The sequence below is a fragment of the Clostridium sp. genome, from assembly GCF_017888565.1.
Taxonomy (GTDB): domain Bacteria; phylum Bacillota; class Clostridia; order Clostridiales; family Clostridiaceae; genus Clostridium.
Genome location: NZ_JAGHFX010000061.1, coordinates 12908 through 36204, shown reverse-complemented (window position 1 = coordinate 36204; position 23297 = coordinate 12908). Strand labels below are relative to the sequence as shown.

The window sequence follows — 23297 nt, the reverse complement described above, 5'->3', positions numbered from 1 at the left end:
TTAAATAAAAATATTAATTATACAATTGAAATTTGATGATTATTAGATTATTATTTAATTGAGGAACTATAGAAGAAGGATGGGATAATGTTATTATGCAAAGAAGTGAAAGTATAATTAATGAGCTGCTTGTAAAAATATTTAATGAGATATTGCAAATTGAAGAAAAAACATTGAAAAGTGGGCATTTTTCAGACTTATCTGTTAGAGAAATGCATACTATAGAAACAATAGGAAGAAAAGAACAAAGAATGATGAGTGAAGTATCACAGGATTTAGGTATAACTGTTGGTACATTAACTACATCAATAAATAGATTAATTAAAAAAGGATATGTAGATAGAAAAAGAATAGAAGAAGATAGAAGAGTAGTTTTAGTTGAATTAACTAAGAAGGGGAAAGTTGCACATAGACTGCATGAAAGGTTTCATAATGAAATGGTAAGAAGTATGATGGATGATCTTTCAGAAGAAGAAAAGAATGTTTTAATAGGATCTTTAGATAAACTAAATGAATACTTCAAAGATAAATGTGAATCTATAAAATAGAAAATTCCCCTATATTATTATAAAGTAGTTGTATTAAATCTACTATAATGAATCTGGTATTTATGATATTATTAGTATATTAAGAAGAAGTATGGGAGGATATTATGGGAAACACTAGTTTAGAAGTTGCTAAGTATGCAACTAGAATGGCAATTTCATCTAGAGAGGAAGAGGAAGAATTAAAGATTGAATTTAAGAAAAAAGGTGTATTAGTAACAGCTGTAAATATAGGTGGGAACATAAATGATTCAACATCCAAAATATTAGAAAGAGCATTAGTAGCTTCAAAGAGAAATGGAGTAATAAGAGAAGAACATTTACACGAAGGTGGAGTAATAGGAGCAACAAGAGATGCATTGATGCAGGTTTGGAATAGAGCAAGTGGACAAAATGTCGGAGGGAAAATAGGAATTGCAAGAAGTGGAGAACACTTAACTGTATGTATTTTTCTAAGCGTTGGACTCCTACATTTAGACGAAGTAGTGATTGGAATAGGTCATAGAGCTATTCATGAATAATTAGTAGAAATAAAGGTAATATGCTTATAAATATAAGCATATTACCTTTATTTTTTATAATTTACAAAAATAATTCTTTTGAATATTTATTTCAATAATGATATAGTAAGAAATTAAAATTAATAATGGATTATTCAAGAAAAAGGGATTTTAACAGATTAATATATAAAGTGTAATATATTAATCTTATATATATTAAAAAGATTAATATAAATGAATATTTAAAAGGATTTTTGGAAAATTAATAGTAGATTTAGTATTTATAATAAAAAATATTATTTTAAAAGTAGTTATGATTAAGTATTTTATTGTTATAAATATAACAATGAAATACTAAGATTTATAAAATTAGTTTTAAGTACTATTTCTAAAAGAAATCATTTTAAATTATATTATTATTGAGAATTTACTATACTACAATAAAATAGTAAGAACAAAAAGTCGAATAGAATAAAAAATATTAAAATAAAATATAAAATAGTCAAGAAAAGGAGAAGAACAACTTAATTAAATTGTATAAAAATATTACAAACATTTAAGAAAAAAATAAATGATAAATTTTTAACAAAAATATATTGACAAAAATATAACAATGAAATAGAATAATATTGTAATCAAGTTAAGAAAAAGCAAAATATTATAAAGAAAATAATTTTAAATGTAAAAATTATCTTATAGATATTTAGGAGGAATAAAAAATGGCTGTAACAAATGCACAAGAATTAACTCAAAGAATTAAAGAATTAAGAGAAGCGCAAAGGGTATTTGCTACTTATACTCAAGAGCAAGTAGATGAGATTTTTAGACAAGCGGCTATGGCGGCAAATGATAATAGGATTAAATTAGCAAAGATGGCGGTTGCTGAAACTGGTATGGGAATAGTAGAAGATAAAGTTATTAAGAATCATTTCGCAGCTGAATATATATATAATCAATATAAAGATATGAAAACTTGTGGAGTTTTAGAAGAAGATAAAACTTTTGGTGTAACAAAGGTTGCAGAACCTATAGGTGTTATATCAGCTATAGTTCCAACAACAAATCCAACTTCAACAGCTATATTCAAAACATTAATAGCATTAAAAACTAGAAATGCAATAATTATATCACCACACCCAAGAGCTAAAAAAGCTACAATTGAAGCAGCTAGAATAGTATTAGAAGCAGCAGTTAAAGCAGGTGCTCCAGAAGGAATCATAGGATGGATAGATGAGCCATCAGTAGAATTATCTCAAAATGTTATGAGAGAGTCTGATATAATCCTTGCAACAGGCGGACCAGCAATGGTAAAAGCAGCATATTCATCAGGAAGACCAGCTTTAGGAGTTGGAGCAGGTAATACACCAGCTATAATAGATGAAACTGCTCACATAAAGATGGCGGTAAACTCAATATTACTTTCAAAAACATTTGATAACGGAGTTATCTGTGCATCAGAGCAATCTTTAGTTGTTTTAGATCAAGTTTATGATGAAGTTAAAAAGGAATTAAGTGATAGAGGTGCTTATATTCTTAAAGGAGAAGAAATAGATAAAGTTAGAAAAATTATATTAAATGAAAAAGGTGGCTTAAATGCAAATATAGTTGGTCAATCAGCTTATAAAATTGCAGAAATGGCAGGAGTTAATGTTCCAACAACAGCTAAAGTTTTAGTTGGAGAAGTTGAATCTGTAGAATTAGAAGAACCATTCTCACATGAAAAATTATCTCCAATTCTAGCAATGTATAAAGTAAAATCATACGAAGAAGCTTTAGAAAAAGCTAATAGATTAATAGAATTAGGTGGTATGGGTCATACTTCAATACTTTACACTGATCAACTTAAGTCAAGAGATAGAATATTAAAATTTGGAGAAAAGATGAAAACAGCTAGAACATTAATAAATATGCCAGCATCTCAAGGTGCTATTGGAGACATATTTAACTTCAAGTTAGCTCCATCATTAACTCTTGGATGTGGATCATGGGGAGGTAACTCAGTTTCAGAAAATGTTGGTCCTAAGCACTTAATTAACGTTAAGAGCATTGCTGAAAGGAGAGAAAATATGCTTTGGTTTAGAGTACCAGAAAAAACTTACTTCAAATATGGTTGTTTACCAGTAGCCCTAGAAGAATTAAGAGACATGGGTAAAAAGAAAGCATTTATAGTAACTGATAAGGTATTATTTGAAATGGGATATACAAATAAAGTTACAGACGTTTTAGAAAGAAATGGAATACAATTTAAAATATTCTCAGATGTTGAACCAGATCCAACTCTTAGATGTGCGAAAGCTGGAGCAAAAGAAATGTTAGATTTCAATCCAGATGTAATAATAGCACTTGGTGGTGGATCAGCAATGGATGCTGCTAAAATCATGTGGGTAATGTATGAGCATCCGGAAGTTAATTTCCAAGACTTAGCAATGACGTTTATGGATATAAGAAAGAGAATATATAAATTCCCAACTATGGGTGAAAAGGCGATGATGGTATCAATAGCTACATCAGCAGGAACTGGTTCAGAAGTTACTCCATTTGCTGTTATTACAGATGAAACTACAGGTGTTAAATATCCACTTGCAGATTATGAGCTAACTCCAGATATGGCAATAGTTGATGCTGAACTTATGATGACTTCACCAAAGGGATTAACAGCTTGTGCAGGTATAGATGTACTAGTTCATTCAATTGAAGCATATGTATCAATAATGGCTTCAGAATATACTAATGGTTTAGCTTTAGAAGCAATAAGATTAGTATTTAAGTATTTACCAGATGCTTATAATGAAGGAACAACTAATGTTAAAGCTAGAGAAAAAATGGCTCATGCATCATGTATGGCTGGAATGGCATTCTCAAATGCATTCTTAGGAATTACACACTCAATGGCTCATAAATTAGGAGCATTCCATCACTTACCACATGGAATGGCTAACGCATTATTAATGAATGAAGTTATAAGATTCAATGCAGCTGATGCCCCAACTAAGCAAGCAGCATTTGCTCAATATAAGTATCCTAACGCAGCATGGAGATATGCTAGAATAGCAGATCATCTTGGATTAGGTGGAAATACTGAAGAAGAAAAGGTTGAATTATTAATAAAAGCTGTTGAAAAATTACAAGCTAAAGTTAATATGCCAAAAACTATAAAGGAAGCAGGAGTATCTGAAACTAAGTTCTATGAAACTTTAGATGAAATGGTTGAGCAAGCGTTTGATGATCAATGTACAGGTGCTAACCCAAGATACCCACTAATGAGTGAATTAAAAGAAATGTATATAAAAGCTTTTGAAGGCCCAAAGGCTAAAGAATCTAAAAAAGAGAATAAGAAAAAATAATATGTAAATAAAAATAGAGGTTACTTTGTGTAGCCTCTATTTTTATTTGCATATTATTCATATATAACAAGAAATTATGATATTATTTATAGAGAGAATTTATTAAGATGTTACAAAAATTAATATTACAGCATGGAGGAAATATATGAAAAAGAAAATATTAATAATAGCTCTATTATTTGTACAAATACTTATGTTTGGGTGTTCAAAGGATATAAGTAAGCAAGATGAAAAAAGGATAAAAGATACAATTGATTTAGTTTTATCATATAAAGATGGATATGATGATATTATGAAGAAACATATAAGTGAGGAGAATTTTTATATTTGTAATTACGTAGAGTTTTATTCACTATATTTAGGTGAATTAAACCTTGAAAAATATGAAAGCAATATAGTAAGCATTAAGAATGAAAATGGAAAGTATAAAGTGTATATGACTCTTGATATGGTAGCAAAAGCATTAGAAACACATGGAGATGAAGAGGCTAGTGATGAGGCAGTAGGTGAAGATGTTCCAATTGAAGTAGTTGTAGAAGAAAAAGATGGAGAGTTTTATATAGAAGGATTTACTGAATATGAAAATATTGAAAAAGCTAAAGAATTGAATAATGGATTTAAATAAAAATAAGAAAAGGAAAGATGAAAATAATGAAACCATTAGCAGAAATAATGAGACCAAAAACATTAGAGGATTTTGTTGGTCAAAAGGATATATTAGCTAAAGGAAAGCCGTTATATAACTTAATTACAAATAAGATGATTCCTAATTGTATATTATATGGGCCACCAGGGACAGGAAAAACAACTTTAGCAAATATAATGGCAAACTATGTTGATAGAAAATTTTATAAATTAAATGCTACGACTGCTTCTGTAAAAGATATACAAGAAATTACTGAGAGTTTAGATAGTTTACTTAACTATAATGGAGTAGTTATATATATTGATGAATTGCAGCATTTTAGTAAAAAGCAACAGCAGGCACTTTTAGAGTTTATTGAAAACGGAAGAGTAACGTTAATAGCTAGTACAACAGAAAATCCTTATTTTGCAATTCATAAGGCAATATTAAGTAGATGTAATATATTTAAGTTTGAAGTATTAAATATAAATGACATAACTATAGGATTGGAAAAAGCAATAAAAAAGTTAATAAATGAAGGGATTGATGTGGAGTATTCTTTGGAAGCTTTGAAATATATTGGTGAAATTTCTCAAGGAGATTATAGAAAAGCTTATAATATACTAGAACTAACTATAAATTCACAACTTAAACATATAAAAGAAGTATCTGTAGAATATATAGAAAGCTTAAATCAATCACATATGAGAGCTGATGCAAGTGGGGATGAGTATTATAATTTATTAAGTGCATTACAAAAGAGTATAAGAGGTAGTGATCCAGATGCAGCTATACATTATTTAGCAAGACTTATTAAATCAGGAAATTTAACAGCAATAATAAGAAGAATTTCTGTAATAGTTGCAGAAGATATAGGGCTTTCACATCCTAATGCACTAAGTGTAGTGAATTCAGGTATAGAGTTAGCTTTAAAGGTAGGATTTCCAGAAGCACAAATAATACTAGCAGAACTTGTTATATATTTAGCAACATTACCTAAATCTAATAGTGCATATTTAGCTATAGCTAATGCTATGAAGGATTTAGAAAACAAGAATATAGGAGATGTTCCTAATCACTTAAAGGATGCACACTATGCGGGAGCAGAAAATTTAGGAGTTTCGGGATATAAATATCCTCATGACTATGAAAATAATTATGTAAGGCAATCATATATGCCTGAAAAAATAAAAGATTCTAAATACTATTTTCCTCAAAAAAATAAATATGAAGAAAGTATAAACATGTATTGGAGCAAGATAAAATAAGGCGTTGAGATAGTATTATGATTATTGACAATAGCAGAGTGTTTTGATAAGATATAAAAGTAAATACTAGTAAAATAGTCAACATTAAAAGGGGGAAGTATAATGAAGCTTTCTACTAAGGGTAGATACGGGGTCAAGGCTATGGTAGACCTTGCAATGCACTATGGAGATGCCCCCGTTTCAATAAAAACAATCTCCCAAAGACAAAATATATCAGAATATTATTTAGAGCAGTTGTTTTCACCACTTAGAAAAGCGAAACTTATTAAAAGTATAAGAGGCGCTCAAGGTGGATATGTGTTAAATTATGCTCCAAAGGATATAACAGTAGCAGATGTTATGAATGTACTAGAAGGTCCTGTTGAAATTGCTGAATGCATTGAAGGAACTGAGTGTGATAACATAGATTTTTGTGCTACTAGATTGTTATGGGAAAAAATAAAAAATAGTATTGATGAAGTAATGAAGAACATTACACTTCAAGATATAGTAGATGATTATGTAAGAATGAAGGATGAAAATCAATTCGTTAAGATTGTTAAAAGGAGCGAATAGACATGAGAAATGTATATATGGATTATGCAGCAACTACATATGTTAAACCGGAAGTTTTAGAAGAAATGATGCCATTTTTTACTGAAAAGTATGGAAATCCATCATCTTTTTATGGAATTTCTAGGGAAACTAAAATGGCTATTGATAAGGCTAGAAGTAGGGTTTCAAAAGCATTAAATTGTGATCCGAATGAGGTTTATTTTACTGGCGGTGGATCAGAAGCAGACAACTGGGCTATTAAAGGAATAGCATCAGCTCATAGAAAAAAAGGAAATCATATTATAACAACAAAGATTGAGCACCATGCAGTACTTCACACTTGCGAATACTTAGAAAAAAATGGATTTGAAGTAACGTATTTAAATGTTGATAAAGAAGGTTTTATTGACTTAGAAGAACTTAAAAATGCTATAACAGATAAAACTATATTAGTTTCAATTATGTTTGCAAATAACGAAATAGGAACTATTCAACCAGTTAAAGAAATAGGTGAAATTTGTAGAGAAAGAAAAGTATTATTCCATACTGATGCGGTTCAAGCAATAGGGAATATTCCAGTAGATGTTAAAGAAATGAATATTGATTTATTATCTTTAGCTGGACATAAAGTTTATGGACCGAAAGGAACAGGAGCACTTTATATAAGAAAAGGTGTTAGAATTGATAACCTAATTCATGGTGGGGGCCAAGAAAGAGCTAGAAGAGCAGGAACTGAAAATACAGCTTCTATAGTAGGACTTGGTAAAGCACTTGAACTTGCAACTGAAAATTTAGAAGAACATAATAAGAGAATAACTAAACTTAGAGATAGATTAATAGATGGCTTACTAAAGGTACCACATACAAGATTAAATGGACCAATGGGAGAAAATAGATTACCAGGTAATGCTAATATTACTTTTGAATTTATAGAAGGTGAATCAATACTTCTATCATTAGACTTTGAAGGTGTATGTGCATCAAGTGGTAGTGCATGTACTTCAGGATCACTTGATCCATCTCATGTCTTATTAGCAATAGGATTACCTCATGAATTAGCTCATGGATCATTAAGATTGACATTAGGTGATGGTTCAACAGATGAGGATGTAGATTATGTACTTGAAGTTGTTCCACCTATTATAGAAAGACTTAGAAATATGTCTCCATTATGGGAAGACTTTTTAAAGAAGGGAGAAAAATATTATGATGTACAGCGATAAGGTTATGGATCATTTTAGAAATCCAAGAAATGTAGGGGAAATTGAAGATGCAAATGGCGTAGGCGAAGTAGGAAACGCTAAATGCGGAGATATAATGAAGGTTTATTTAAAAATTGAAGACAATATTGTTAAGGATGTTAAATTTAAAACATTTGGATGTGGATCTGCTATTGCTTCATCATCAATGGCAACAGAATTAATAAAAGGAAAGACTGTAGAAGAAGCTTGGGAATTATCAAATAAAGCAGTAGCAGAAGCTTTAGATGGACTTCCACCTGTAAAAATGCATTGTTCTGTTTTAGCAGAAGAAGCTATACATAAGGCAATTAATGACTATAGAAAAAACACAGGTTTAGAGCTTTGGGACTTTGAAGAATATGATGATATACACGATCATGTTCATGGTCATGAATAGGAATTAATATGAAGAAAAAAGTAGTTGTAGGTATGAGTGGCGGAGTCGATAGCTCTGTCGCTGCATACCTTTTAAAAGAACAAGGTTACGAAGTAATAGGCGTAACAATGAAGCATTTTGATGATGAAGATGAAGACTATGTTGAAAGAGAAGGTGGATGTTGTTCTCTTTCTTCAGTAGAGGATGCAAGAAGAGTTGCCGATAAACTAGGAATACCTTTTTATGTTCTTAATTTTAAGGATTCGTTTAAAGAAAAGGTAATAGATTATTTTGTACAAGAGTATATGGAAGGAAAAACACCTAATCCATGTATTGCGTGCAATAAACATATAAAGTTTGATGAATTTCTAAGAAGAGCAAAGGGAATTGGAGCTGATTACGTAGCTACAGGACATTATGCTAAAATAGAAAAAAATGAAGATGGTAGATACTTTTTAATAAAAGCAGATGATGATAGGAAAGATCAAACATATGCTTTATATAACTTTACACAAGAACAATTAAGTCAAACATTAATGCCTTGTGGAGATTATACTAAGGATAAAATAAGAGAAATAGCTAAAGAGATTGGTCTTGCAGTTCACAATAAAAAAGATAGTGAAGAAATATGCTTTATACCTGATAATAATCATGGGAAATACATTTTAAATGCTAGACCAAATCAAGTGAGAGAAGGAAATTTTGTTGATAAGAATGGTAATATATTAGGTAAACATAAAGGTATAGTTTATTATACAATAGGTCAAAGAAAAGGCTTAGGCTTAGCATTAGGGACTCCTATTTTTGTTACTGATATAAACCCAAGAACTAATGAAGTTGTTATAGGACCAGAAGAAGATGTCTTTAAAACTGATTTGATTGCAAAGGATGTTAACTTTATTCCTTTTGATTCTCTTAATGAAGAAATAACTGTATTTGCTAAAGTTAGATATCAAGCAAAACCTTCTGAAGCAATAATATCACCACTTGCAGATGGAAGAGTTAAAGTTTCTTTTAAGGAAAAGCAAAGAGCTATAACTAAAGGTCAATCAGTTGTATTTTATGATGGAAACGTCGTTGTTGGTGGCGGAATAATAGAAGAAATTATATAAATAAAAAATTCTCATATGTAGATATGAGAATTTTTTTTTATCTTTAGGAGATAATATAGTTATTCTATTATAGAAGGGAGAAAACTTATGCTAAAGAGTAAGGATTTCTATTTGCTAAAAGTGTACGACATAAGGGGGAAGTACCTAGGTATTATAGATGATATATATATTAATTTTCATAAAGGTAAAATAGTTGGCTTTTTTGTTTCAAATTATCTTTTATTTAGCAAGAAAAATTTTGTTAGAAGCAGTGATATTATTTCTTTAGAAGAGGTAATGATTGTAAAAGAGTTAACCAAAAAAGAAGGGATATCTTTTAAAAGTATAAAAGATATAGATATCAAAGATAAAAATAACATAATGAGAGGTGTATTAGAAGATTTAATCATTGAAAAGGAAGATTTATCAATAAAAGGGTTAGTTATGAGTTCAGGAATATTCGATAGGATGATAAAAGGAAAGGAAATATTACTATTAAAGGACTGTTTATTAGGGGAAGACTTTATTTTATATTATGGAAATGATGAGGTTAGACTTCAAAGTCTACCTCGAAAGAGGAAAACATGCTGATATATAAAAAACATAAAAAGATTATAAATTCAATCTTAATAATCCTATCAATATTATTAATTCTAATTTTGTATATAAAAATCAAGACGATAAGTAGTATAGTAAATATTATTTTTATAGGATTTATACTTGCTTATGCCTTGAAACCTCTTAGGGATACTATAAGCGAGAAATTTAAGCTAAGTAAAAGAATTTCATCAATTTCAATAATACTAACTATATTTTTTAGCTTGATATTACTTTCGTATATAGTTATTCCATCTATAATAAGAGAAAGTTATAATATTGGGTATATATTAGATAATATAGATGAGTATGTTAAGAATATAGTATACAAATTAAATTTGAATGATATATCTTTTTTTGAATCTATATATAATCAAATAAGTGAAGAAGCAAATATATTTTTTAGTAAAGTTACTGATAATTTCTTGGAAAATTTGATGCTTTGCTTTGAAAGCTTAATATCTCTTGCTATTGTACCAATAGTAACATATTATTTCTTAGTTGATGGGGATTTAATTTATAATAAGCTTTTATTAATATTACCAACAGAAAAAAGAATAATTGCTAAAAGGGTCATTAGCCATATAGACAAAGTTCTATCAAGATATATAATAAGTCAATTGTTATTATCATTAATTATAGGAACATTGACTTTTATAATTCTTGTAATAATAGATGTAAAATTTGCTTTAATACTTGGTATATTTAATGGGATATTAAATATAGTGCCTTATTTTGGACCTATAATAGGTGGAGTTCCTGCTATATTTGTAGCACTTATGGAATCACCTAATAAAGCATTATGGACACTTTTAGCAATATTTTTAATACAACAAATAGAGGGAAATATATTGTCACCTAAAATAACAGGAGATAGTACTAATATGCACCCTATTATAATTATAATTTTATTATTAGTAGGAGAAAAATTAGGTGGACTTATAGGAATGATAGTTGCAGTTCCAATAGGAGTTATAGTGAAAGTAATATATGATGATATCAATGATTATTTGTTTTAAATAAAATAATTGACATATTTTAATAAATAAATTATAATTTCATTGAAATATAAGAAAATTTAATATTTAGCGTTGAAGAGAATGAGTAAATATAGATTATGTATTCAGAGAGGAAGTGGAAGGTGAAAACTTCTTACATTATATATTGAAGCTATCTTGGAGCTATATTATCTAAGTGATGTATTTTTAATACATAATTAGGGTGGTACCGCGGAATATATGTTTTCGTCCCTTTTTTATAGGGATGGAAACTTTTTTTATTATAAAAAGACTATAAAGTAAACAAATGGAGGTAATAGATATGAAGTTCATGGGAACAAACGAACTTAGAGAAGCTTATTTAAAATTTTTTGAATCAAAAGATCACTTAAGATTAGAGAGTTTTCCTCTAGTCCCTAAAAATGATAAATCATTATTATTAATAAATGCAGGTATGGCACCTCTTAAACCATATTTTACTGGATTACAAGAGCCACCAAGAAAAAGAATAACAACTTGTCAGAAGTGTATAAGAACAGGGGATATAGAAAATGTAGGTAAAACATCAAGACATGGTACCTTCTTTGAAATGCTTGGGAACTTTTCATTTGGAGATTATTTTAAAGAAGAAATTATTCCATGGGCTTGGGAATTTATAACTGAAACTCTTCAAATACCAAAAGATAAATTATATGTAACAATATATTTAGAAGATGATGAAGCTTATGATATTTGGTGTAAAAAGACAGATGTAGATCCAAAGCGAATATTTAGACTTGGAAAAGATGATAACTTCTGGGAAATAGGTGTTGGACCATGTGGACCATGTACAGAAATCCATTATGATAGAGGTGAAGGAGTTATTACAAATGTTGATGACTTCGTTAAAGCAAGTGATGAAGATAGAGTAGTTGAATTTTGGAATCTTGTATTTACACAATTTGATAAAGATGAAGAAGGGATTTATAATAAATTAGTAAATCCTAATATAGATACAGGAATGGGACTTGAAAGAATAGCAACAATAATGCAAGGTGTAGATAATATATTTGAAATTGACACTGTTAAAAATATACTAAATAAAGTTGCAGAACTTTCAGGTATTAAGTATGGTGAAAATTCACAAAAAGACATTTCTTTAAGAATAATTACAGATCACGTTAAATCAGTTACTATGCTTATTTCAGATGGAGTTCAGCCAAGTAATGAGGGTAGAGGATATGTATTAAGAAGACTTTTAAGAAGAGCTGCAAGACATGGAAGGTTGCTTGGAATAAAGGGATTATTCTTAACTGATATAGTTGAATCAGTAGTTGAAAACTATAGTGGCGCTTATCCAATGCTTATAGAAAATAAAGAATATATTGAAAGAATTGTTTCATTAGAAGAGGAAAGATTTAATGAAACTATAGATTCTGGAATGAATATTTTGAATGATTATATTGAAGAAATGGAAGCTTCTAATGAAAAAACATTAAAAGGAGAAAAAGCATTTAAGTTATATGATACTTATGGCTTCCCGATAGAGTTAACAGAAGAAATTTTAGAAGAAAAAGGCATGAAGGTTGACCATGAATCATTTAGAAAAGAAATGGATGAGCAAAGACAAAGAGCTAGAAGTGCAAGAGGGGAATCATCATATATGGGAAGTGATGAAAATCCAATTAACAAGATAGATGCATCTATAAACACTGAGTTTATAGGATATAATAATGTTGAAGTAGATTCTAAAATTATTGTTTTAGCTAATGATAATGACTTTGTAGATGAATTATCAAAAGGTGAAAAAGGTTATATAGTAACAGGAAAAACACCATTTTATGCTGAAATGGGTGGTCAAGTAGGAGATAAGGGTATTATAAAAACATCTTCTGGAGAAGCGTATGTTTATGATACAAAGAAAAATGTTGGTGGAAAAACAATTCACTATATTAAGGTTGTAGATGGAACAATAAAAGTAAATGAAGAAGCAATCTTAAGAATAGATATCTCAAGAAGAAATAATATAGCTAAAAATCATACTGCTACACATATGTTACATGAAGCGTTAAAACAAATAGTAGGTAAACATGTAAATCAATCTGGTTCATATGTTGATGATGAAAGATTAAGATTTGATTTTGCTCACTTCCAAGGGCTAACAGAAGAGGAAATAGAAAAAATAGAAGAGTTAGTTAACAAGAAGATAATGGAAGTATTTAATGTTGATACAAATATTATGACTTTAGATGAAGCAAAAGATTCTGGAGCAATGGCTTTATTTGATGATAAATATGGAGATAAAGTTAGGGTTGTAAGTGTTGGAGAATTCTCAAAAGAGCTTTGTGGAGGTACTCACGTTAATAACTCAGGAGAAATTGGATTATTTAAAATAATAAATGAAGCAGGTGTTGCAGCAGGTATAAGAAGAATAGAAGCTGTATCAGGACTAAATGCCATAAAATATATGGAAGAAAAAGAAAGACTTTTAAAAGAAGCATGTAGTGCTTTAAAATGTAGTGAAAAAGATGTATTAAAGAAGATAGCTTCACAAGGTGCTGAAATTAAAGAAAAAGAAAAAGAAATTTCAGATCTTAAGGGTAAATTAACATCAGGTATTGAAGATGATATTTTATCTTCTGTTAAAGAAGTAAATGGTATAAAAGTAGTAGCTTATGGTTTAGAAGGAATAGATGGAAATGCATTAAGAGACTTAGGCGATAAAATGAGAAATAAACTTTCAAATGGGGTTGTTGTCTTATTAAGTAATGTAGGTGGAAAAGTTAATGTGGTTTCTATGGCTACTAAGGATGTTTTAGAAAAAGGTATCCATTGTGGAAAGATAATTAAAGAGGTTGCGGCAGTAGTTGGCGGAGGTGGCGGTGGAAGACCGGACATGGCTCAAGCTGGCGGTAAGAATCCAGAAAATATAAAAGCTGCAATAGAGAAAACATACTTGGTAGTAGAATCTTTAATAAAATAATCTTTAGCAAAATGGTGTACTTTTATAATTATATGGTTTATAATATAATTAAATTAAGTAAACCCGTGTATAGAATTTTGAAAATATGAGATAATATTATTAGGGATACTGTTAAACTAAATATAAGTAAGGGGGTGAGCTGCAGATAGCAGCAGTTGTATGAATAATAACTTAGACCAAACAATGCAATTTAATTTGAACATCAACAAAGAGGATTTGACAAAGTCAATATTAACAGATGTTTACAATGCGTTACAGGAGAAAGGTTATAATCCAATCAACCAATTAGTTGGATATCTTATTTCAGGGGACCCTTCTTACATCACAAGCTACAACGGAGCAAGAGCTTTACTAAGAAAACTTGAAAGAGATGAAATTCTTGAGGAAGTTATAAAATCTTATTTAGAAATAAAATAAAGAGTGCCCGTTTAATCGGGCACTCTTTATTGTTTAAGGAGATAAATATGAGAATTCTAGGTTTAGATGTAGGATCTAAAACTATAGGTGTTGCTATAAGTGATCCATTAGGTTGGACTGCACAGGGGATTACTACGATAAGAAGAAGTAAAAAAGAGAAAGATATAGAAGAAATAAAGAGGTTATGTAAAGAATATTCTGTTGAAACTATAGTTATAGGATTGCCTAAAAATATGAATGGAACTATAGGGGAATCAGGAGAAAGAGTACTAGAACTTTCTAAAATTATAAAAGAAGCTACAGGTATAAAGATTGAGATGTGGGATGAGAGACTTACTACGGTAGCAGCTCATAAAGCTATGCTTGAAGCAGATTTATCAAGAGGAAAAAGAAAGAAAATAGTTGATAAAATAGCCGCTACATATATACTACAAGGATATTTAGATAGGCTTAGTATGAAATAATTAATTCATTTCCAATTGAAAATTATTATTGACAACCGTTAAGGTAAAAATTACAATTATAAAAAAAGGAGAGAAAATTTATGAATAAGGATTTAAAACAATTAGAATTATATGATGAAGATGGAAAATTAGTAAAGTTAAATGTTGTTGCATTTTTTGATATGGTAAATCCAGATACAGAAGAAAAAAGTGAATATGTTATAGTTTATGATGATGATTATACTGAAGATGATATATTTGCTTTAAAGGTAGGAGTAGATGAAGATGGAGACGATCTATTAATACCTATAGATGATGAAGTAGAATTAGCAGCAGTTCAAGAAGCTTATGACACTATTTTTGCTGATGAAGAATAAAATTTAACTAAGAGTAAAATCTAACTAATAATAAAGGAAAGGGGTGTTGTTTGTGGAACAATCAAATAGTATAGATTTTAATGTTTTAAAAGAAGACTTAAAACAAAAAGGGTATAAATTGACGCCTCAAAGAAGAGCTATAGTTGACACTATTATAGATAAAGAAGGGGAACATTTAACTGCAGAAGAAATTTATGATGAAGTTAAAAAAAGTTGTCCTGAAATTGGTTTAGCTACAGTATATAGAACTATAATTTTATTAGAAGAATTAGGTGTGATATGTAAGCTAGATTTGAATGATGGTTGTAGCAGATATGAATTAGTTCGTAAAGATGAGGGGCATAGACACCATCACTTAGTTTGTAATGAATGTAAAAGTGTCATTGAAGTTCAAGATGATTTATTAGACGAACTTGAAGAAGAAGTTGAAAGGTCATATGGATTTAAAATTTTAGACCATAGTGTTAAATTCTTTGGGCTTTGTAGAAAATGTCAAAGCAAGATTGATAACAATAAATAAGATAAATAAGGGAACTCCTCTCTATTGAGACGACAACCTTTGTAATACATATTTTAGGAAGAAGGAGGGGACATATTGAAAAACGAGAAGGCAAAAGTTAAGATTATTCCTTTAGGTGGGATAAATGAAATAGGTAAAAATATAACTGCAATAGAATATAAAAATGATATAGTAGTTATAGATTGCGGCTTAAAATTCCCAGATGAAGATATGTTCGGTATTGATTTAGTAATACCAGATATTAGTTATTTATTAAAAAATAAAGATAAGATAAGAGGAATATTTTTAACTCATGGGCATGAGGACCATATAGGTGCATTACCTTATGTTTTAAAACAATTAGATGTACCTGTATATGGAACAAAGTTAACTCTTGGAATTGTTGAAACTAAGCTTAAGGAGCACGGATTGTTAAGTTCAACAGAACTAGTAAGAGTTAAGCCAAGAGATGTAATTAAATTAAACTCAGTTTCAGTAGAGTTTATAAAAACAAACCATTCTATTGCAGATTCAGTTGCAATAGCAATACACACTCCACTAGGAGTAGTTTTACACACAGGAGATTTTAAAATCGACTACACTCCTATAGATGGAGAACCAATGGATTTTGCAAGATTTGCTGAAATTGGTAAAAGAGGAGTGCTTGCAATGATGGCTGATTCAACAAATGTTGAAAAGCCAGGATACACTATGTCTGAAAAAGTAGTGGGTGAAAGTTTTGCAAGATTATTCTCAAAAGCAAAAGGAAGAATAATTGTTGCAACATTTGCATCAAATGTACACAGAATACAACAAATAATTGATGCAGCAAGTATGCATGGAAGAAAAGTGGCAGTATCAGGAAGAAGTATGGAAAATATAGTTGCTGTAGCTGCAGAACTTGGATATTTAGAATTCGAAAAAGATATTCTAGTAAGTATAGATCAAATAAATAAATATACAAATGATAAAGTAGTAATAATAACTACAGGTAGTCAAGGTGAACCTATGTCAGCACTTGCAAGAATGGCAAGTTCAGAACATAGAAAAGTTAACATTGTAGAAGGTGATACTGTAATAATTTCTGCAACACCAATCCCTGGAAATGAAAAATTAGTTTCTAAGGTTATAAATCAATTATTCCAAAAGGGAGCAGAAGTTATATATAAATCATTAGCTGAAATTCATGTATCTGGCCATGCGTGTCAAGAAGAATTGAAGTTAATGCAATGTTTAGTTAAACCTAAGTTTTTTATACCAATTCATGGTGAATATAGACATTTAAAGCAACATGGTGAGCTAGCAATATCTTTAGGTATGCCAGAGCAAAATGTTATAATTCCTGAAAATGGTGGAGTTATAGAAGTTAATAGAAGTAGTATTAGAAGAAACGGCTCTGTAAATTCAGGTCAAGTTTTTGTTGATGGATTAGGAGTTGGAGACGTTGGAAATATTGTTTTAAGAGATAGAAAACATTTATCTCAAGATGGTATTCTAACGGTTGTAGTAACTCTATCAAAAGAAAATAATTCAGTTGTTGCAGGACCTGATATAATATCTAGAGGATTTGTTTATGTAAGAGAGTCAGAAGGATTAATGGACGAGGCTAAAGACATAGTTAAGAATGCTTTGAAACAGTGTGAAGAAAATAATATAACTGATTGGGCAAGCTTAAAGTCTAAGGTAAGAGACGAACTAAGAGGCTATCTATATGAAAAAACAAAAAGAAAGCCTATGATATTACCGATAATAATGGAAATATAATCTGTAAGGTTGACATTTTGCAATAATAATCTTAGAATGGAATATAGTCTAAGATATAAATTTTAAAAAATTGGATACAGGTGTATCCAATTTTATTTTGGGAAAAATAAGTTATAGGTTTACATTATAAAATATACTGGAGGAAATTAGATGAATTTAATAAGTAGAGATGATATAAGAAATATAGCTATAATAGCTCACGTTGACCATGGTAAAACTACACTTGTAGATGCTTTATTAAAAGAAAGTCACGTTTTTAGAAATAATGAAAAAGTAGAAGAAAGAGTCATGGATTCAAATGATTTAGAAAAAGAAAGAGGAATTACAATTCTTTCTAAAAATACAGCTATTATGTACAATGGAGTTAAAATAAATGTAGTAGATACTCCAGGGCATGCTGACTTCGGCGGAGAAGTTGAGCGTGTACTTAAAATGGTAGATTCTGTTTTATTAGTAGTAGACTCTTACGAAGGTCCAATGCCTCAAACTAAATTTGTTTTAAAGAAGGCATTAGAACTTGGCTTACAACCAATAGTTGTTATAAATAAAATAGACAAACCAAATGCAAGACCAGAAGAAGTAATTGATGAAGTATTTGAATTATTCCTAGAGCTTGGTGCTGATGATGAACAATTAGATTTCCAAATTATTTATGCATCTGCAAGAGAAGGATTTGCAAGATATAATGTTGAGGATACAAATACTGATATGATTCCATTATTTGAAACTATATTAGAGAATGTAGAAGCTCCAAAGGGATATATAGATGGCCCATTCCAAATGCTTGTAACTACATTAGATACAAATGAATATGTAGGAAGAATAGCTATTGGTAAAATACATAGAGGTTCTGTTAAAAAGAATCAACAAGTTGCTTTAGTAAGAAGAGATGGAAGCACTTCAAGTTATAGAGTTTCAAGTATATTTACTTACAATGGATTAAATAGAGAAGATGCACAAGAAGCCTCTCTTGGAGATATAATTGCTTTAAGTGGTATTCCAGATTGTAATATAGGTGAAACTATAGCAGATGCACAAGAGCCAGAAGCTCTACCATTTGTTGAAATAGATGAACCAACATTAAGCATGAACTTTATGGTTAATGATTCACCTTTTGCTGGTAGAGAAGGCGAGTTTGTTACATCAAGACATTTAAGAGATAGATTATTAAAAGAATTAGAAACAAACGTAAGTTTAAGAGTTAATGAAATATCTTCAGACTGCTTCGAAGTTTCAGGAAGAGGAGAACTACATTTATCTATTCTTATTGAAACTATGAGAAGAGAAGGGTATGAGTTCCAAGTTTCAAAAGCAAATGTTATTTTTAAAGAAGAAAATGGTAAAAAGCTAGAACCTATTGAATACTTAACTATAGATGTGCCAGAAGAATTTATGGGGCCTGTTATGGAAAAGTTAGGACCAAGAAAGGCTGAAATGGTTAATATGACTTCAGCAGTTAATGGTTATACAAGATTAGAATTCGTTGTTCCTGCCAGAGGATTAATAGGATTTAGAAATGAATTTATGACTGATACAAAAGGTAATGGTATAATGAACCATGTATTCCATGGATATGATAAATACAAAGGAGAAATTCCAGGAAGAAGCAGAGGATCAATTTGTTCATTTGAAGATGGAGATGCAATAACATATGGATTATTCAATGCACAAGAAAGAGGAACATTATTTATAGGAGCAGGAGTTCCTGTATACCAAGGTATGATAGTTGGAGAATGTTCAAGAGCAGAAGATATTGATATAAATATATGTAAAGGTAAGAAGTTAACTAATACTAGAGCCTCAGGATCAGATGATTCACTTAAGTTAACACCACCAAGACAAATGACATTAGAACAATGTCTTGAATTTATTAATGCTGATGAATTGGTAGAAGTTACCCCTGAGAATATAAGAATGAGAAAAAGAGTATTAGATGCAGCTGAAAGAAGAAGAATAACAAGTAGAAGTAAAAAATAATAAATGAAATAAAATATCTTTATAAGTATAAAAAAAAGTATTATAATAGAGTAAATAGCCATAATAGGCTATTTACTTTATATGTAGGGGGTTTTTATGAGAAAATCGAAATCCAAAACAATTCCTATAATAATAATTTTAATACTAATTATAAGTTTTTTTGTTTTATTCAAAAGAATAATAAATAAACCATTAAATACTTCAGAAGACATAGTAATCAATGTACAAGAAGGGGATAGTTTTTATAGTATAATAAATACCTTGTCAAAGGAAAAGAAAATAAAGAATTTACCACTTATAAAATTATTTGTTAAGATTTCAGGGAAAGATATAGATGTGAAACCAGGGGAATATGTTTTACAGAAGGATTTAAATGTTAATGAATTAATAAATATATTAACAAGTGAATCCTCATTAAATATTGTTAAGTTTACAGTTCCTGAAGGGTATACAATAGATGATATAAGTCAAAAGTTAGAAAAAGAAGGAATCTGTAGTGAAGAAGATTTTATTAAAGCTATAAAAGAGTATGAGTTGCCGTCGTTTGTAAACATAAATAGTGAAAAAAGATATAATTTAGAAGGATATTTATTTCCAGATACATATTTAATAAAAGTTGGAGAAACACCTAAAGAAATAATTACAAAAATGGTTTCAAGGTTTGAAGAAATGCTTAATGAAGCAATCAAAGAATCAAATACTACTGTTAAAGATGAGGATATAGAAACTGTTGTTACTATAGCATCTATGATAGAAAAAGAAGCTAGGATTGATTCGGAAAGACCGATTATTGCATCTGTGATAGTTAATAGGCTAAATATAGACATGATGCTACAGATAGATGCAACCGTAATATATGCATTAGGTGAACATGTTGATACGGTATTATACAGTCATTTAGAAACAAATTCTCCATACAATACATATAAAAATTATGGATTGCCTCTTGGGCCAATCTCAAATCCGGGCTTAGAATCGATAAAAGCAGCACTTAAACCTGAACAAACAGATTACTTGTTTTACGTTTTACAAAATGACAAAACACATTACTTCACTAATAACTACGAAGATTTTATAAAAAAACAAAATGATCTTGGATATTAAGATAAAAACTTAAGGCTATAATTAACAATGCCTATTCGGAGGAGTAACATGAGTGGAATAACCCATGATTATATGGAAGAATATATAAGAAGCTTAATACCTAAAGCTTGTGATAAATATAAAGAATTAGAGGATTTTGCTAGGGAAAATAAAGTTCCAATAGCACAAAAAGAAACAGCTAAATTCTTAGAATTTATGGTTAGTATGAAAAGACCTTTAAGAATTTTAGAACTTGGAACAGCTATAGGATATTCAGCGGTTTTGATGTATGAAGCTTCAGGAACAAAACCAACTATTACTACTATAGAACGTGATGAAAATATGATAAAATATGCTAGGGAAAATTTCAAAAAATATAATCTTGAAGATAAAATAGAGATTAAAGAAGGAGATTGCCTAGAAATTTTAGAAGATTTAAATGAACCATATGATTTAATATTTATGGATGCTGGAAAGGGTCACTACAATCATTTTTTACCACATTGTTTAAGATTGTTAAAAGATGATGGAGTTATAGTAGCAGATAATGTTTTGTTTAGAGGTATGGTTGCATCTAATGAACTAGTAAAAAGACGAAAAATAACAATAGTAAAAAGAATGAGAGAATACTTAGAATTAGTATCTAACGATAAAGATTTAATTACTTCTGTAATACCAATGGGGGATGGAATTGCAGTGACTAAAAGGAGGTAAAAAAATGATTAAACCAGAAATTTTAGCACCAGCAGGGAGCCTAGAAAAATTAAAAATTGCAATAGACTTTGGAGCCGATGCAGTATATATAGGTGGAGGAAGACTTAATTTAAGAGCCTTTTCAGATAACTTCACCAATGAAGAAATGGCAGAAGGAGTAAAGTACTGTCATGATAGAGGAAAAAAATTATATGTAACAATGAATGTATTTCCAAGAAATCATGACTTAAAGGGTGTAGAAGAGTATATTAAGGGATTATACGATTTAGGAATAGATGCAATTATAGCTGCAGATCCATCAATAGTGATGGCGGCTAAAATAGCAGCACCGGATTTAGAAATACATTTAAGTACTCAAGCTAATACAGTTAACTGGATGGCGACTAAGTTTTGGTATGAACAAGGCGTTAAAAGAGTAGTTTTAGCTAGAGAATTAACTCTTAATGAAATTAATGTAATAAAAGAAAATATTCCAGAAGATTGCGAGTTAGAAGTATTTATACATGGATCAATGTGTATTGCATATTCTGGAAGATGTCTTATCTCAAATTATATGTTAGGAAGAGATGCTAACAAGGGAATATGCTCAAATGCTTGTAGATATAAGTATTATTTAGTTGAAGAAACTAGACCAGGTGAATATTATCCAGTTGTAGAAGATGATAATGGCACATATATAATGAATTCAAAAGATTTATGTATGATAAAACATATACCTGAACTTATTAAGAGTGGTATTCATTCATTAAAAATAGAAGGTAGAATGAAGAGTGAATTTTATGTAGCTTCAGTAGTTAAAGCTTATAGAGAAGCTGTTGATTCATATATGGCTAATCCTGAAGGGTACGAGTTTAAACAAGAATGGATGGATACATTATTAAAAATAAGTCATAGACAATATCATACAGGTTTCTTCTTTGGAAAAACTGGAGAACAAAATTATGATGTGTCATCTTATGTTAGAGATTATGATATAGTAGGTGTTGTTCAAAGCTATGATCCTGAAACAAAAGAAGCAACTATTCTTCAAAAAAATAGAGTTTTTGAAGGGGATGTAGTTGAAGTTTTAAGAGCTCATACACCTAATTTCAATGTAAAACTTGATGAAATGTTTGATGTGGAGAAAGATGTTAAAACTAATGTTGCTAATAGAGCACATATGGTATTTAAAGCTAGAGTTGAAACTCCATTAAAAGAAAAAGATATGTTAATTAAAGGAAAGAAAGTTTTAGAGCTGTAGACATAAGAAGGAGGAACTATAATGAAAAAGCCAATCTTAATTGGAATAACTGGTGGTACAGGATCGGGTAAAAGTAGTATTGCAGATGCCATATATTCAAGTTTTTCCAATGAATGTATAGCAATGATACAACAAGATATGTATTATAAAGATCAAAGTCATTTATCTATGGAAGAAAGGGTAAAAACAAATTATGATCATCCAAGGGCGTTTGATAATGATTTGCTGATTAAACATTTAAGCGATTTAATTAATGGGATTGCTATCAACAAGCCCATTTATGATTTTTCAAATCATAATAGAGCTAAAGAAACAGTAAGAATAGAGCCTAAAGATATTATAATTGTTGAAGGTATATTAGTATTAGAAGATGAAAGACTTAGAGAGTTGTTAGATATAAAGGTATATGTTGATACTGATGCTGATATAAGAATCCTTAGAAGATTAATTAGAGATATTAATGAAAGAGGAAGAACTGTAGATTCAGTAGTTAGTCAGTATTTAGATGTTGTTAGACCTATGCATATGCAATTTACAGAGCCAACAAAAAGATACGCAGATATTATAGTTCCAGAAGGTGGACAGAATAAAGTTGCAATAGATATACTTGTAACTAAAATAAAAGATATTATAAAATAGAAATAAATGTATAAAAAACACCTCCAAAGGCTAAAATTAAGCCTAGGGAGGTGTTTTTTTAAT

At 29.6% G+C, this 23297-nt stretch carries 22 protein-coding genes and 1 other annotated feature; all 22 genes read left to right on the top strand.

All coding sequences use genetic code 11. The features are described 5' to 3' along the window. Positions 1-95: 95 nt before the first annotated feature. The 22 genes from J7M87_RS12590 (at position 96) to udk (ending at position 23234) form a co-directional block, all read left to right on the top strand. Positions 96-548 carry a MarR family transcriptional regulator gene (locus J7M87_RS12590; RefSeq protein WP_291651393.1) on the top strand — a complete coding sequence of 151 codons (453 nt, stop codon included), beginning with the start codon at positions 96-98 and terminating at the stop codon, positions 546-548. A gap of 104 nt (positions 549-652) precedes the next feature. Further along, positions 653-1066, top strand: coding sequence for a HutP family protein (locus J7M87_RS12585; RefSeq protein WP_291651392.1), 414 nt, complete (start codon positions 653-655; stop codon positions 1064-1066). Positions 1067-1764: 698 nt separating this feature from the next. Continuing rightward, entirely contained in the window at positions 1765-4389 is a 2625-nt protein-coding gene (adhE, locus tag J7M87_RS12580; protein WP_291651391.1) for a bifunctional acetaldehyde-CoA/alcohol dehydrogenase, read from the top strand. 145 nt (positions 4390-4534) lie between these two features. Further along, positions 4535-5014: a hypothetical protein gene (locus J7M87_RS12575; RefSeq protein ID WP_291651390.1), complete on the top strand. Its 480-nt coding sequence runs from the start codon at positions 4535-4537 to the stop codon at positions 5012-5014. A 26-nt stretch (positions 5015-5040) separates the two neighbouring features. Beyond that, positions 5041-6282 (top strand): replication-associated recombination protein A, encoded by a 1242-nt coding sequence (locus J7M87_RS12570; RefSeq protein WP_291651400.1) that lies wholly within the window; start codon positions 5041-5043, stop codon positions 6280-6282. Positions 6283-6384: 102 nt separating this feature from the next. After that, on the top strand, positions 6385-6837 hold the full coding sequence (locus J7M87_RS12565; protein WP_291651389.1) for an Rrf2 family transcriptional regulator: 453 nt from the start codon (positions 6385-6387) through the stop codon (positions 6835-6837). 2 nt (positions 6838-6839) lie between these two features. Continuing rightward, complete coding sequence (gene nifS, locus J7M87_RS12560; protein ID WP_291651388.1) at positions 6840-8039, top strand: cysteine desulfurase NifS; 1200 nt, start codon at positions 6840-6842, stop codon at positions 8037-8039. Next, a complete protein-coding gene (gene nifU, locus J7M87_RS12555) occupies positions 8023-8454 on the top strand; it encodes a Fe-S cluster assembly scaffold protein NifU (RefSeq protein ID WP_291651387.1) in 432 nt (143 codons plus the stop codon). The genes nifS and nifU overlap by 17 nt, the downstream gene beginning before the upstream one ends. A 2-nt stretch (positions 8455-8456) precedes the next feature. After that, positions 8457-9545 (top strand): tRNA 2-thiouridine(34) synthase MnmA, encoded by a 1089-nt coding sequence (gene mnmA, locus J7M87_RS12550; protein WP_291651399.1) that lies wholly within the window; start codon positions 8457-8459, stop codon positions 9543-9545. Between the two features lie 87 nt (positions 9546-9632). Then, positions 9633-10115, top strand: a complete 483-nt coding sequence (locus J7M87_RS12545; protein ID WP_291651386.1) for a PRC-barrel domain-containing protein — start codon at positions 9633-9635, stop codon at positions 10113-10115. After that, the gene (locus J7M87_RS12540) at positions 10109-11140 is read left to right on the top strand and encodes an AI-2E family transporter (RefSeq protein WP_291651385.1); all 1032 of its coding nucleotides are present in this window, start codon (positions 10109-10111) and stop codon (positions 11138-11140) included. Before J7M87_RS12545 ends, J7M87_RS12540 begins: the two co-directional genes overlap by 7 nt. A gap of 63 nt (positions 11141-11203) precedes the next feature. Continuing rightward, positions 11204-11376, top strand: a binding site (T-box leader). 65 nt (positions 11377-11441) lie between these two features. Continuing rightward, the gene (gene alaS, locus J7M87_RS12535) at positions 11442-14081 is read left to right on the top strand and encodes an alanine--tRNA ligase (protein ID WP_291651384.1); all 2640 of its coding nucleotides are present in this window, start codon (positions 11442-11444) and stop codon (positions 14079-14081) included. A 159-nt stretch (positions 14082-14240) separates the two neighbouring features. Beyond that, positions 14241-14498, top strand: coding sequence for an IreB family regulatory phosphoprotein (locus J7M87_RS12530; protein WP_008678270.1), 258 nt, complete (start codon positions 14241-14243; stop codon positions 14496-14498). A 47-nt stretch (positions 14499-14545) separates the two neighbouring features. Beyond that, positions 14546-14962, top strand: a complete 417-nt coding sequence (ruvX, locus tag J7M87_RS12525; RefSeq protein ID WP_291651383.1) for a Holliday junction resolvase RuvX — start codon at positions 14546-14548, stop codon at positions 14960-14962. Between the two features lie 80 nt (positions 14963-15042). Further along, the gene (locus tag J7M87_RS12520) at positions 15043-15318 is read left to right on the top strand and encodes a DUF1292 domain-containing protein (RefSeq protein WP_291651382.1); all 276 of its coding nucleotides are present in this window, start codon (positions 15043-15045) and stop codon (positions 15316-15318) included. 52 nt (positions 15319-15370) lie between these two features. Then, positions 15371-15838 (top strand): Fur family transcriptional regulator, encoded by a 468-nt coding sequence (locus J7M87_RS12515; protein WP_291651381.1) that lies wholly within the window; start codon positions 15371-15373, stop codon positions 15836-15838. 75 nt (positions 15839-15913) lie between these two features. Next, positions 15914-17581 (top strand): ribonuclease J, encoded by a 1668-nt coding sequence (locus tag J7M87_RS12510; RefSeq protein WP_291651380.1) that lies wholly within the window; start codon positions 15914-15916, stop codon positions 17579-17581. A gap of 150 nt (positions 17582-17731) precedes the next feature. After that, on the top strand, positions 17732-19558 hold the full coding sequence (gene typA / locus J7M87_RS12505; protein WP_291651379.1) for a translational GTPase TypA: 1827 nt from the start codon (positions 17732-17734) through the stop codon (positions 19556-19558). A 96-nt stretch (positions 19559-19654) separates the two neighbouring features. After that, a complete protein-coding gene (gene mltG / locus J7M87_RS12500) occupies positions 19655-20662 on the top strand; it encodes an endolytic transglycosylase MltG (RefSeq protein ID WP_291651378.1) in 1008 nt (335 codons plus the stop codon). A gap of 48 nt (positions 20663-20710) precedes the next feature. Next, on the top strand, positions 20711-21355 hold the full coding sequence (locus J7M87_RS12495; protein ID WP_291651377.1) for an O-methyltransferase: 645 nt from the start codon (positions 20711-20713) through the stop codon (positions 21353-21355). A gap of 4 nt (positions 21356-21359) precedes the next feature. Next, positions 21360-22595 carry a U32 family peptidase gene (locus J7M87_RS12490; protein ID WP_291651376.1) on the top strand — a complete coding sequence of 412 codons (1236 nt, stop codon included), beginning with the start codon at positions 21360-21362 and terminating at the stop codon, positions 22593-22595. Between the two features lie 21 nt (positions 22596-22616). Continuing rightward, complete coding sequence (udk, locus tag J7M87_RS12485; protein ID WP_291651375.1) at positions 22617-23234, top strand: uridine kinase; 618 nt, start codon at positions 22617-22619, stop codon at positions 23232-23234. Positions 23235-23297 lie beyond the last annotated feature (63 nt).